The organism is Variovorax sp. WDL1 (genome assembly GCF_001541225.1).
GTDB lineage: Bacteria > Pseudomonadota > Gammaproteobacteria > Burkholderiales > Burkholderiaceae_C > Variovorax.
In genome coordinates this window covers 306-13,100 of record NZ_LMTS01000313.1, presented here as the reverse complement: position 1 = coordinate 13,100, position 12,795 = coordinate 306, and the positions used below count along the sequence as shown (strand labels likewise).

Annotated in this window: 13 protein-coding genes; 5 read left to right on the top strand and 8 right to left on the bottom strand. The window is 67.5% G+C overall.

What is annotated here, in order from left to right:
- A partial coding sequence (locus tag APY03_RS36095; RefSeq protein ID WP_068685048.1) for an iron-containing alcohol dehydrogenase occupies positions 1-1,068 on the top strand: 1,068 nt, incomplete at its 5' end.
- A 6-nt stretch (positions 1,069-1,074) separates the two neighbouring features.
- Here APY03_RS36095 and APY03_RS36090 read toward each other — a convergent pair.
- Positions 1,075-1,614, bottom strand: a complete 540-nt coding sequence (locus APY03_RS36090; RefSeq protein WP_068685046.1) for a PaaI family thioesterase — start codon at positions 1,612-1,614, stop codon at positions 1,075-1,077.
- Positions 1,615-1,672: 58 nt separating this feature from the next.
- On the opposite strand from APY03_RS36090, the gene APY03_RS36085 reads away from it, so the two are divergent.
- Genes APY03_RS36085 through APY03_RS36070 form a run of 4 tightly spaced genes read left to right on the top strand, consistent with a single transcriptional unit; the run spans position 1,673 to position 5,558 of the window.
- Positions 1,673-2,137 (top strand): MarR family winged helix-turn-helix transcriptional regulator, encoded by a 465-nt coding sequence (locus APY03_RS36085; protein ID WP_068685044.1) that lies wholly within the window; start codon positions 1,673-1,675, stop codon positions 2,135-2,137.
- On the top strand, positions 2,130-3,389 hold the full coding sequence (locus APY03_RS36080) for an MFS transporter (RefSeq protein ID WP_068685042.1): 1,260 nt from the start codon (positions 2,130-2,132) through the stop codon (positions 3,387-3,389). Before APY03_RS36085 ends, APY03_RS36080 begins: the two co-directional genes overlap by 8 nt.
- 25 nt (positions 3,390-3,414) lie before the next feature.
- Positions 3,415-4,818, top strand: coding sequence for an MATE family efflux transporter (locus APY03_RS36075; RefSeq protein ID WP_068685040.1), 1,404 nt, complete (start codon positions 3,415-3,417; stop codon positions 4,816-4,818).
- A 38-nt stretch (positions 4,819-4,856) separates the two neighbouring features.
- Positions 4,857-5,558: an SDR family oxidoreductase gene (locus APY03_RS36070; protein WP_068685038.1), complete on the top strand. Its 702-nt coding sequence runs from the start codon at positions 4,857-4,859 to the stop codon at positions 5,556-5,558.
- 16 nt (positions 5,559-5,574) lie between these two features.
- Here the strand turns inward: APY03_RS36070 and APY03_RS43000 are convergent, their stop codons facing one another.
- The 7 genes from APY03_RS43000 to APY03_RS36040 form a co-directional block, all read right to left on the bottom strand.
- Positions 5,575-6,453 (bottom strand): NEL-type E3 ubiquitin ligase domain-containing protein, encoded by an 879-nt coding sequence (locus tag APY03_RS43000; RefSeq protein WP_068685036.1) that lies wholly within the window; start codon positions 6,451-6,453, stop codon positions 5,575-5,577.
- Between the two features lie 1,101 nt (positions 6,454-7,554).
- Positions 7,555-8,322: an aldolase gene (locus tag APY03_RS36060; protein ID WP_068685034.1), complete on the bottom strand. Its 768-nt coding sequence runs from the start codon at positions 8,320-8,322 to the stop codon at positions 7,555-7,557.
- A 23-nt stretch (positions 8,323-8,345) separates the two neighbouring features.
- Positions 8,346-8,720: a hypothetical protein gene (locus APY03_RS42115; RefSeq protein ID WP_232081289.1), complete on the bottom strand. Its 375-nt coding sequence runs from the start codon at positions 8,718-8,720 to the stop codon at positions 8,346-8,348.
- On the bottom strand, positions 8,713-9,138 hold the full coding sequence (locus APY03_RS36055; protein WP_232324547.1) for a hypothetical protein: 426 nt from the start codon (positions 9,136-9,138) through the stop codon (positions 8,713-8,715). Before APY03_RS36055 ends, APY03_RS42115 begins: the two co-directional genes overlap by 8 nt.
- 274 nt (positions 9,139-9,412) lie before the next feature.
- Positions 9,413-10,054, bottom strand: a complete 642-nt coding sequence (locus APY03_RS36050; protein WP_068685030.1) for a 2-dehydro-3-deoxy-6-phosphogalactonate aldolase — start codon at positions 10,052-10,054, stop codon at positions 9,413-9,415.
- Positions 10,051-10,944: a 2-dehydro-3-deoxygalactonokinase gene (locus APY03_RS36045; protein WP_068685028.1), complete on the bottom strand. Its 894-nt coding sequence runs from the start codon at positions 10,942-10,944 to the stop codon at positions 10,051-10,053. The genes APY03_RS36050 and APY03_RS36045 overlap by 4 nt, the downstream gene beginning before the upstream one ends.
- Positions 10,945-10,970: 26 nt before the next feature.
- On the bottom strand, positions 10,971-12,707 hold the full coding sequence (locus APY03_RS36040; protein ID WP_068685026.1) for an IlvD/Edd family dehydratase: 1,737 nt from the start codon (positions 12,705-12,707) through the stop codon (positions 10,971-10,973).
- Positions 12,708-12,795 lie beyond the last annotated feature (88 nt).

The following is a 12,795-nucleotide window of genomic DNA, read 5'->3' as shown; positions in this document are numbered from 1 at the left end:
CGCACGCTGCGCACGCAGACCGGCGTGATCCAGGAGATCGAGGCGGCGCTCGGCGATCGCCACGCGGCCACCTTCGACGGCATTCCGCAGCACACGACCCGCAGCGGCGTGGCCCGCGCAACGGCCGCGGCCCTGCAAGCCGAGGCCGACCTGGTGGTGGCGGTGGGCGGGGGCTCCGTCATCGACGCTTCGAAGATGGTGCTGCTGTGCGTGCGCCACGGCATGACCGATGAGCACCTGGAGGCGCTCGACCGCTTCGAGGTGAAGCTGGGCGAGGACGGCAAGCCGGTGCGGCCCGTCTTCGACGGACCGGCGCTGCGCATGATCGCGGTGCCGAGCACCCTCAACGGCGGCGAGTTCAATGGCGGCTGCCTGGTGACCGACGAGCGCCGCAAGCTCAAGCAGACCTTCTTCCACCCGCTCATGATGCCGCGCACCGTCGTGCTCGACCCGGCACTGACGCTGCACACGCCCGAGTCGCTGTGGCTGGGCTCGGCCACCCGAGCGCTCGACCATGCCATCGAGGCGCTGCTGTCGACCACGCCGACGCCGCTGGCCGATGCGGTGGTGCTCGACGGCATTGCCCGCATGGCGCGTGCGCTGCCGGCGTGGAAGGCCGAGCCGCAAAGCCTGACGGTGCGTGCCGAGAGCCAGGTCGCCAGCTGGCTCTGCTCCTACGGCCTGTCCAGCCGCGGCCCGCAGGGCGGCGTGATGATGGGTCCCAGCCATGCCATCGGCCATGTGCTGGGCGGCAGCTGCGGCGTGCCGCACTACTACTGCACGCCCGTGATGATGCCCGCGATCTTGAGATGGTCGGAGCCCGTCACTTCAGTGCGCCAGCGCCAGCTGGCCCAGGCGCTGGGCCGGCCCGCCCTGACTGCGGCCGAGGCATTTGCCGAGCTCGTGAAGTCCCTGGGCCTGCCCGCGACGCTGCGCGACGTCGGCGTCGACGAGAGCCAGTTCGAGATGATCGCCCGCACCAGCATGCGCGAGCTCTTCATCCACGGCAACGCGCGCAAGATCTCCGGGCCCGCCGAGGTGCAGGAGATCCTGCGCCTCGCGGCCTGAGGGCGTTCAGCGCTTCGTCTCGAACACCAGGCAGGTCGTGGTGGCATGCGCGTACAGCGTGCCGTCGGGGCCGACAAGGCGCGCTTCGGCGGTCGCGAGCTGCCGGCCGCAATGGATCACCTTGCCCTCCGCGCGCACCCGCTGCACCTTGGGCGTGAGGCCCTTCACGTAGTTCACCCCCAGCTCCGCCGTGGTGTAGGCCCGGCCGGGCGGCATCATGGTGTGTACCGAGCAGCCCAGCGCCGAGTCGAGCAGGGTGGCGACCCATCCGCCATGGATGGTGCCCAGCGGATTCAGGTGCTGCGCCAGCGGCGTGCCCTGGAACACCGCGACGCCGGGGCTCACCGAAAGGATGGTGAAGTCGAGCGTCTTGGCGATCGCGGCGTAGCGAATGTCGCCGCGCAGCATGGCCTGCATGATTTCGAGCCCGGTCTTGCCTTCGACCTGCTCGGGACTGGCCAGGCCGGGGCCCGGGCCGGCTTCCAGGCGGGCGATGACCTCGCGCTCTTCGGCGAGCCAGGCTTCAAGTGAGGTGCTCTGCGTCAAGGGATTTTCTCCGATTTGAAGGTTGCATATGCAATGGTTGTAGCTACAATCATCGTCCATGAATGCTATCGCAAAACCGCAGGGCTGTACCAACTTCAGGTTGCGCCGCCTGACGCGCATGGTGTCTCGGCACTACGACGCGCACGTGGCTGCGTCCGGCCTCAAGACCACACAGTACTCCCTGCTCTCGCATGTGCTGAGCCTGGGTCCGCTTCGGCCGGTGGACCTCGCGCAGGCGATGAACGTCGAGGCCTCCACGCTGAGCCGCAACCTCAAGCCCATGCTCGCCGCCGGCTGGCTGACGCAGGGCGAGGGGCCCGATGCGCGCAGCCGGCTGATCGCGATCACCGACACCGGCCGCGCCAAGCGGGCCGAGGCGCAGCGCCTGTGGCGTGCCGCGCAGACGGAGCTCAACGGGATGCTCGGCGTCGAGCGCGTCATGGCCCTTCACCAGCTGATCGACGACAGCATCGCGCTCCTGCAGCGCGCCGGATTGAAAGACGAGGAAAGCAGTGATGAGTGAATCCGATCCAAGGCCCGCTGCGAGCGCAGCGCCTTCCGCCGTGCGCCACTACGCGCTGTGGCTCGTGCTGCTGGCGACCGCCGGCACCTTCGCCCTCACGATGGGTGTTCGCCAGACCATGGGCCTGTTCCTGTCGGCGGTGAACACCTCGACCGGGCTGGGCGTCGCCAGCATCAGCCTGGCCTTCGCCTTCGGCCAGCTCTGGTGGGGGCTGACGCAGCCTTTCGCCGGCGCGGTGGCAGACCGCATCGGCACCGGCCGCGTGATCTTCATCGGCGTGCTGCTGGTGGCGCTGGGCACCATCATCACGCCCTTCATGACGACGACGGCGGGCCTGATCTTCGCGATCGGCGTGCTCGCGGCAGGCGGCGCCGGCATGGCCGGCCCCTCGGTACTGATGGGCGCCACCGCGCGCCTCGTGTCGCCGGCGCAGCGCGGACTGGCCACCGGCATCGTGAACGCGGGCGGCTCCTTCGGCCAGTTCGCCATGGCGCCGATCGCGATCGGCCTCACCGCCGCCTACGGCTGGGCCAATGCGATGCAGGCGCTGGGCTTCCTCATCCTGCTGGCGCTGCCGGCGGTCTTCGTGCTCAGGGGCAATTCCAACGCGCTCGCCGCGGCCTCGGGTGCCAAGCGCCTGAGCGCACGCGAAGCGGTCCGGCAGGCGCTGGCGCTGCCGAGCTTCCGCCTGCTGAGCCTGGGTTTCCTGGTCTGCGGATTCCACGTGGCCTTCCTTGCCACGCACCTGCCGGGCGTGGTCGCGGCTTGCGGGCTGCCGCCGGAAGTAGGCGGCTGGTCGCTCGCGATCATCGGCCTGTTCAACATCGTCGGCAGCCTGGCGATGGGCTGGGCGGTGGGCCGCTGGCGCATGAAGTCGCTGCTTGCGCTGCTCTATGCAACACGCGGCGTGGCGGTGCTCGTCTTCCTGCTGGCGCCGAAGACGACGTTGGTGATGCTGCTCTTCGCCGCCGTGATGGGCGTGACCTTCCTCTCGACCGTGCCGCCGACCGCAGGCCTCGTCGCCAAGATGTTCGGCCCCGCCAACATGGCGATGCTCTTCGGCATCGTGATGCTCGCGCACCAGGTCGGCGGCTTCCTCGGCGCCTACCTGGGCGGGACCATCTTCGAAGCCACCGGCAGCTACGACTGGGTCTGGTACATCGACATCGTGCTGGCCGTGGGGGCTGCGCTGGTCAACCTGCCGATCCGCGAAGCGCTCGTGCCGTCGCGCACGGCCAAGGCGGTGGCCTGACACAACCGCAGGCGAAGGTACTCGCGTGACCACCGTCGATCCGCGTACGCGCCTGCTGCTCGAGGCGCCCATCGCTCGCACTCTCCTGCGGCTGGCGATGCCCAACGTGCTGGTGATGGTCGCGCAGGCTTCGGTCGGCCTGATCGAGACCTACTTCGTCGGCAAGCTCGGCACCGATGCGCTCGCGGGCATGGCGCTGGTGTTCCCGATCGTGATGTTGATGCAGATGACCTCGGCCGGCGCCGTGGGCGGCGGCATCGCATCGGCGATCGCGCGGGCGCTCGGCGGCCAGCGCCGCGCGGATGCCAATGCGCTGGTGCTGCACGCGATGCTGGTGGCGCTGGGCTTCGGCCTTGTCTTCAGCGCCGTGCTGCTCATCGGCGGTCGCGCGCTCTACGCGCGAATGGGCGGCGAGGGGGCTTCGCTCGAAGCCGCCGTGACCTATTCGCACTGGGTGTTTGCCGGCGCCGTGCTGGTGTGGCTCTTCAACTCGCTCGCGGCAGTCATCCGCGGCACCGGCAACATGGTCGTGCCGGCCCGGGTGACGGTGGGCGGCGCGGTCTTCCTGATTCCGGTGTCGCCGCTGCTGATCTTCGGCTGGGGCCCGATCCCCGCGCTCGGCATCGCGGGCGGCGCGATCGCGCTGCTGCTGTACTACCTGGTCGGGACGCTGGCACTGCTGGTCTACCTGCGCTCTGGAGCCAGCTATCTGAAGCTCTCGTTTGCAGACATGCGGGTGCGCTGGCCGCTGTTGCGCGACATCCTGCGCGTGGGGCTGATCTCCTCCATCGCCACCCTCTGCGTCAACCTCTCGATCGCGGTCGCCACCGCGCTCGCGGGCCAGTTCGGCGCGGGCGCAATCGCCGGCTACGGCACCGGCTCCCGCCTCGAATACCTGCTGGTGCCGCTGGTCTTCGGCTTCGGTGCGCCGCTGCTGGCGATGGTCGGCACTTGCATCGGCGCCGGGCAGCGCGAGCGCGCGCTGCGGGCCACGTGGGTCGGCGTGGCCATGGCCTTCGCGATGGCCGAGGTGGTGGGCCTCGCGGCGGCGCTGTTCCCGCGCCCCTGGCTGCTGCTCTTCGGCAACGATGCGGCCATGCTCGAGGCCGGCACGCAGTACCTGCGTACGGTGGGTCCTTTCTACGGCTTCTTCGGCGCCGGGCTGGTGCTGTACTTCGCCTCCCAGGGCGCGGGGCGGCTCTTGTGGCCGGTGCTGGGCAACGTGGCGCGGCTCGTGGTCGCCGCGCTCGGCGGCTGGCTGGCATTGCGCTGGAGCGGCGAGCTGGTGCACGTCTTCACGGCCCAGGCCGTGGCGCTGGTGGTCTACGGGGCCGTCATCGCCGGGGCCATTGCGGGCGGCGCCTGGTTCGGGCCGGTAGGCTGGCCGCGCAGCACGGCCGGGCTGCTGCGGCGGGTCGGCGCCTCCTGATTTCTTCCTTCATCCCCTCACACTTCTGGAGCTTCAACATGCAGATCAAGGACGCTGTCGTTTTCATCACCGGCGCCAACCGCGGCCTGGGGCTGGCCTATGCGCGCGCCGCGCTCGCGGCCGGTGCGAAGAAGGTCTACGCAGCCGCGCGCGACCCGAAATCCGTCACGCTCGACGGCGTGGTGCCTGTGGCCCTTGACGTCACGCAGACCGCGCAGGTCGAGGCCGCCGCGCGGGACTGCGGCGACGTGACCCTGGTCATCAACAACGCCGGCATCTCGCGCGGCTCCGGCCTGCTGTCGAGCGACGCAGTCGATGCGGCCAGGGCCGAGTTCGACACCAACTTCTTCGGCCTCTGGGCCGTGAGCCGCGCCTTCGCGCCGGTGCTGGCGAAGAACGGCGGCGGCGCCATCGTCAACGTGCTGTCGGCGCTGAGCTGGATCACCTTCCCCAGTGTGGCGACCTACAGCGCCTCGAAGTCGGCCGCCTGGTCGCTGAGCAACGGCCTGCGCAACGAGCTCGCGGCGCAGGGCACGCAGGTCGTCAGCGTGCATGTGGGCTACATGGACACCGACATGGCCAGCCATGTGCCGGGCGACAAGACCTCGCCCGACGACGTGGCGCGCCAGACCCTTGCCGCGGTGGAAGCGGGCGAGCCGGAGGTGCTGGCCGACGCGACGGCCCGGCAGGTCAAGCAGGGCTTCGTCGCGAACCCGCCGGCTTACGCTGCGGCGGGCTGAAGGGCTGGGGCGCCGATCAATCCTCCCGGTTGCTCCGCGCCTTCCTGGTCAACGCCAGCCAGAGCTGAAGCGCTTCATCCTTGCCGCGCTGGTTGGCGGTCAGTGTGATGGCTTCTTGACGAAGCTTGGGTGGCACATTGGCGTTGTCGACCTCCGTGGTCGCCTCCCCTTGGAGGCGCGCCGGGCGATCCGGGTCACTGATCGCTTTTTCGATCCGTGTCACTTCGTCTGGAAATCTGGCGCGCAGAACGACTTCTTGCCAGGGCTTCCAAGTGGCAAGGAATTCCCAGAACTGCTCACCCTCTTGCGTCAGAACCGCTCTCTTGGCGGCTTCGATGTCTTCGGGCGTGACGCCGGAAATGATGGAGTCGGTGTACATCGCATCGGGTTTCTCGCCTCCGAGCTCGAGTGATTCGTGGAGCCCGGCAAGGTATGCAAGATGTGTTTCGATCTCTTCGGTGTGTTCGGGCCGGTTCGCGGCTCGGCGCTCGTTGTTGATGTCCTTCACCTTTTGCTGCGCCAACTGGTAGATCGCGCGGCGGCGGAACACCTGGCGCGCAATATCGACTACTTTCGGCACGTCTTGATTCAGAGCGCCGTCCCAGACCGGCTGCACGAGCTGTTCCCCTTGCGCCATGTAGAGCGCGTGCGACACACGGTCGCCGCAGCTGTCGTCGCCCCATTGGAGCACGACGAAGACGCGTTCGGCCAGCGTGGGCCTGGCGGCCATGTCCTCCACCAGTTGCAGAAGCATCCTCTTGAGATTCGGGTTCTTCGTAGTCTGGAGGGATCTTGCGACGAGATTCGCCAGGAGCGAAAGATCCTGGGTTTGTGCCAGCCGCTGCCATTCCGGCGACTCGCAAAAGCCTTGATCGAGGTCCAGCGCTTTGGACAAGGCAATGGTTGGATTGCCGGCGGTCGCAGGCCGCTGAAGTGGACCTGCGGCAGCGGATGGAGGGGAGAAGCGCTGGATGCTCGCGCCCAGGTGCTCTGACCGTTCCCGAATAGCCGATGGGTACTGGGAAGAGGAGAAAGGCAGGGGAGGCAGTTCGTGGCTCGAGTCCTCGAATGCCGTTGGCAATGAGTACCCCTCTGAATCGCCTCCACACAATCCATCGAGGGAGTCGTCGTAGTCTGGATCACTGAGCCCTTCAGGGTCTGATGTCGGATCTTGTTGTTGCGTCTCCGTTTCCCCAGTTCGAAGCGAAACCTGAGGGTCAGCGATGGGACTGGCAGGAGCCGGCCAAGGGACAAGGCCAAACCAGTCTCCGAACCGGCTGGCCTGAGCCCGCCGTGCGGACACAGGATCGGCTGGATCGGTGGCCGTTGCAGGCACTGATGACGCCGGCTGGGATGTGTCCCCGTCTCCAGCCAACGCGCCTCCCTGCGCCTGCGCCTGTTCAGTTCGAGGCGCACCCTGACGGCCAGCGTTGATCATGCGGACAAGGGCCAACAAGTTGGAAGAATCCAACCCCCGCCCTGTCACGAACTGGCGCAGATCGGGGTTCAGCTGGCTCAGCCCTGCGGACAAGGGATCGGCTGGATCGTTGGCCGTCGCATGCACTGATGACGCGGGTTGGGATGTCTCCCCGTCTCCAGGCGGTGCCCCTCGCTGCGCCTCTGTCTGTCCGGTCCGGGCCAGTGGCAGGTCTTCATTGGCGTTCTGGTCCTCTGCGATGGTCGGGTTCAGGGAGGTGTCCTGGGGGGTGTCCGGGCTGGGGGTGCGCTCGGCACGGACGTAGTTCGGGCGGGTGGGAGAAGGGCGGTTGGGGTTGGCTCTCATGGGATTGCTGAACTGTTTGTGGAGGACTTGAAGGCAAGATCCGGCAAGCTCATGGTCCTGCCTGTCGATCAACGACCTCAGCTCAGTAACACCCCGGCGGGCTCGGTTCCCGTGATGATCAAGCCCTCGGCAACAGGTATGCAGGGTGCCAAGACATCACCAGTTGGCGCGACGGCCCGCCAAGCCTGCAGGGCTTCGTCGCCGATTCGCTGGCTAGTCGGCGGCGCGCTGAAGGCCAGGGCGCTGCGTGCGGGGCGCCGGCAGCAGCCTGCGCAGTGCCTCGAAGAACAGATCGGACTGCTCGCGCTCGCCCTGGATCTGCGCCGCCACATGTGCGGCCAGCTTCGCATCGACCGGCGCCAGCGGCCGGCCCGTCGACTGCGCGATCACCTGGTGCAGGCAGGCGCGCTCGAGGTAGTAGAGATCGTCATACGCATGCGCGATGTTCGCGCCCGCCACGATGACGCCGTGGTTGGCCAGGAAGGCGATGCCCTTGCCCGCCATGGCGCGGGCGATGCGCTCGCCCTCGCGGTCGTCCAGCGCCAGCCCGTTGTAGGTCGCGTCGATCGCGATGCGGTCCATGAAGCGCATCGCGTTCTGGCTCAGCGTCGGGTCGAGCGCACGATCGGTGGTGAGCGTGAGCGCGGTCGCATAGGGCATGTGGCAGTGCAGCACGACCGCATGGCCGGTGATGCGGTGCACCGCGCCGTGGATGAAGAGGGCGGTGGGCTCGACCCGGTGGCGCCCGGCCAGCACTTCGCCGCGCACGTCGATCAGCACGATGTCCTCGGGGCCGATCTCGCTCCAGTGCAGGCCGCGCGGGTTGATGAGGTAGCGGTCCTGTGCGCCGGGCAGGGCCACGCTGAAATGGTTGCACACGCCTTCGGAGAGGCCATGGTGCGCGGCGGCGCGCAATGCCAGCGCGAGGTCTTCGCGCAGGGTGCGAATGGCGGGGCTGGCGTATTCGGCCTCTGGGCTCATAGGGCAATCTCCGTGCTGCGGGGTCAATCCTTGGGCAACACCTTTTCAGTCGATTCCGACACGCGCTCGCTCTGTTGCACAACTCCGCCCCCGTCTTCACTCCGTTGCGATGGTTCGAAGTAGTCGAAGCCGTTGGGGATGAGGAAATCCCGAAGTCTATCGGCATCCTGCTGCTCATCAATCGGATGCCGCCCGAGGTTCCCTTGTCTCGCGGCGTGATGCCATGGAGCTCCAGGAAACGGTCCCGCGATATTTCCAGGGTAGTCGAGTTCTTCGAAGTCCTCTCGAGTGCACCCCGGAAAGAGGTCTTCGAATGCCAGTGGAGGCGGCAAGGCGGGACTGTGCGAGGGTGCGTCCGGAGGCTGCGGGTTCAGCAAAGCGGGCAAACGATCAAGCATGAACAAGTGCTTTTTCGGCTCGAGCGCGGTGCCTTGAAAGACCTTGATACCTTGCGCTGTCAGCGCCCTCACGACGCAGGGCGATGTCTTCCTCGGCTGCATCGGTCTTGATCAGGAACACGGTTGCATTGTCCGGAATCGCTTGATTCAGCACGGGGAGGGCGCCGGCGATATCGGTGCCGATGTTGATGGTCTTGAAAGTGCACTCGCAGGGTGAAGCCTTTTGCCTGGCTACGTCCAGAAAGGCCGCGCTCTCCTCGTTCGGTAGACCCATGGTGACCATGACGATGCTCGGACCTCCCTGACTGTCACGCTCGAATATGACCTCGGTCGGCCTGCGAGTCTCAGGCGCGCGCCGACCATCAGATCGGTACTTGCGGTCAGAGGGGGGTGAGTTGTCGCGGAGACGAGCTTTCATGGTGGCCGTTGAGATAGTTGGAGTTCGCCAAGCAAAGCTCAAAGCGAGCCCTGGTCTTGCGTATGGTGGACGAGCTGGTGCTGTGCTTCAGTGCAGCATTTGAGAAGACCAATTCGCTGAGATGGTCCAGTGCATTGCCGGATGGCAGGGAGCACTGCACCCGGACTCAGTAACGACGCATCGACTGTAGTTCCGGCCCCGGCCCGTGTCGCCAAGGTCCGTCGGCCTATGCGGCGGGTTGCCGATCTGCGAAACGCGCAAGTCCGGCAGACGCTCAAGTGTTCAAGCTCCCGTTGAACGCAGCCACGAACTCGATCGCCGCATCGCGCACTGCCTCGGCGCTCTTGCCCGGCTTGTAGAGCGCCGACCCGATGCCGAAGCCGGATGCGCCGGCGTCTCGCCAGGCCTGCATGCCCGCCGGCGTGATGCCGCCCACGGGCAGCAGCGGCGTGCCCGGCGGCAGCACCGCGAGCAGGGCCTTGACCACCGCCGGCGAGGCGAGCTCGGCCGGGAAGAGCTTGAGGCCGGCGGCGCCGGCCGCGAGTGCGCCGAAGGCCTCGGTCGGCGTCATCACGCCCGGCAGGCTCACCAGCCCGAGGCGTCCCGCCTCGGCCACCACCTCGGGATTGAAGTTTGGCGCGACGATCAGCTGGCCGCCGGCAGCATGCACCTCGCGCACCTGCTGCGCGTCGAGCACCGTGCCGGCGCCCACCAGCGCACCGGGAAAGCGCTCGCGTAGCAACGCGATGCTCTTGAGCGGCTCGGGCGAGTTGAGCGGCACTTCGAGCAGGCGGAAGCCGGCGCCGACGATGGCATCGCCGATCTCCGGCGCCTCGGCCGGGTTCAGCCCGCGCAGGATGGCCACCAGCGGCATCTGCCGCAGGGCCGTGTAGAACGAATCGTTGGGAGATGTCATTGCCTTGCCTTGTTCGCGAGATGGATGGCCGCCAGCGCATGCAGCCCGGCCCAGGTGGCCTCGGTGCCCAGCGTGCGTGCGGTGTTGCCGGACATCTCCAGCGCCAGCAGGTAGCGCTGGGTCAGCGCAGGGCTGCCGATCAGCACCAGGTCGCCGGCGTGGATGGACTGCGTGCGCAGCTCCTCGCCGATCAGCAGCCCGGAGAGGTAGCTCGCCAGCTCGCCGGCCGGCATGCGATCGAACAGCGCCAGCGTGCGGGCGCCGAAGGCGTTGTGCAGCAGGCCCTGTCCGTTGTCGGCCTGCGTCACGCCTTCGAGGAAGGCGACCTCGTCCAGCGGCGCCTGCGTATCGAGCGTGCGCGCCAGGATCGAATGCTGGCTCAGCAGCGCGTAGAACTCGCCCGTCATGAAAGTGCGGAAGCCCGTCACCCGCCCGCGCTTCACCGTGGCCCACTTGTTGTGCGTGCCGGGCAGCACGAACAGGCCGTCGGACAGGCCGGTGAGTGCCATGGCGCCGAAGATCTGCACCTCCTCGCCGCGCATCACATCGGGAACGCCGTCGTGCATGTCGCTGAGGCCGGGCACGATTGCGATGCGGCCCGGCTCGATCTCTACGATGGCGTTGCCCACCTCGACCCGGCCCGAAGGGCAGGCGCAGTAGGGCGCCTCGACCCAGCCCTGCTTGCTGCCGGCCATGCCCGAGATCAGGCAGAAGCTGCCGGTAGGACGCATCCAGTCGCCGAACAACTCCTCGAAGAGCGCGGGGAAGCCACCGGCCGGCACCGTGAGGATGCCGCGCGGATGGCTGCGTTCCTCGAGCACATGCCCCTTGCCGTCCAGCAGTGCGCCGCGCAAGGAGCTGGTGCCCCAGTCGATGGCGATCAGATGCATACAGGCTGGTGAAAGTCGTTGAACCGCTAGTGATTGTCCCTGGGAACGAAGGAACCGCGCTTGCCGCGCAGGAATCCGAGGTCGGCGCCCTGGTCCGCCTGCAGCACGTTGTCGATGTAGAGCTTCCAGTAGCCCGAGTCCAGCGCCGGCTTCGGCGGTGTCCATGACGCCAGACGGCGCGCCAGCTCTTCCTCGCTCACGTGCAGGTGCAACAGGCGCTTGGGCACGTCGAGCTCGACGATGTCGCCGTCCTGTACCACCGCCAGCGGCCCGCCCGCCGCCGCCTCGGGCGCCGTGTGCAGCACCACGGTGCCGTAGGCGGTGCCGCTCATGCGCGCATCGCTGATTCGGACCATGTCGGTGATGCCCTTGCGCAATACCTTCGGCGGCAGCGGCATGTTGCCGGCCTCCGCCATGCCGGGGTAGCCCTTGGGCCCGCAGTTCTTCAGAACCATGATGCAGTGCTCGTCGATGTCCAGCGCCTCGTCGTCGATGCGCTTGTGGAAGTCGTCCGCGCTCTCGAACACCACCGCGCGGCCCTTGTGCACCAGCAGTTCCGGCGTGGCCGCGCTCGGCTTGATGATCGCGCCGTTGGGCGCCAGGTTGCCTCGCAGCACGCAGATGCCGGCCTTGTCCTTGAAAGGTTTCGACAGCGGCTGGATCACCTGCGGGTTGTAGTTCTCGGCGTCCTTGATGTTGTCCCACACGCTCTGGCCGGTGGAAGTGACGATGTCCCGGTGCAGGTGCTGGGCGATCTCTTTCATCACCACCGGCACGCCGCCTGCATAGCAGAAGTCTTCCATCAGGTACTGGCCCGAGGGCTGCAGGTTGACCAGGCAGGGCAGGTCGGAGGCCAGGCGGTCGAAGTCGTCGAGCGTGAGCTCCACTCCGATGCGCCCCGCGATCGCGAGCAGGTGGATCACCAGGTTGGTCGAGCCGCCGATCGCCGCGTTGACCTTGATCGCGTTCTCGATCGCCTCGCGCGTGAGGATCTTCGACATCAGCAGGTCTTCGTGCACCATGTCGACGATGCGGCGCCCGGCCATGCGCGCCAGCACGTTGCGCCGGCCGTCCACCGCCGGATAGGCCGCATTGCCCGGCAGCCCGATGCCCAGCGACTCGACCATGCTCGCCATCGTGCTGGCGGTGCCCATGGTCATGCAATGGCCGTGGCTGCGGTGCATGCAGCTCTCTGCTTCGAAGAACTCCTGCAGCTTCAGCGTGCCGGCGCGCACCTGCTCGCTCATCTGCCAGACGCCGGTGCCCGACCCGAGCTCCTGGCCGCGCCACTTGCCCGAGAGCATCGGGCCGCCCGAGACGCCGATGGTGGGCAGGTCCACGCTGGCGGCGCCCATCATGAGCGCGGGGGTGGTCTTGTCGCATCCCATCAGCAGCACGACGCCGTCGATCGGGTTGGCGCGGATGCTTTCTTCCACGTCCATGCTTGCGAGGTTGCGGTACAGCATGGCGGTGGGGCGCAGCAGGGTCTCGCCCAGCGACATCACCGGGAACTCCAGCGGGAAGCCGCCCGCCTCGTAGACGCCGATCTTCACTTGCTCGGCCAGCGTGCGGAAGTGCGAGTTGCAGGGCGTGAGCTCGCTGAAGGTGTTGCAGATGCCGATGACCGGGCGGCCGTCGAACTGGTCGTGCGGCACGCCCTTGCCCTTGACCCAGCTGCGGTAGATGAACCCGTCGCGGTCGTGGCGGCCGAACCATTGCTGGCTGCGCAATTCGTGGGCGGGTTTGCGGCGTGGACTGCTCATCTTCTTGTCTCCGGCGGGGTGCCAATGGGGGGCTCGGTGAATCAGGGTTTGTCCTGCCGGGCCTGCTTTTCAATCATCATATGATAAG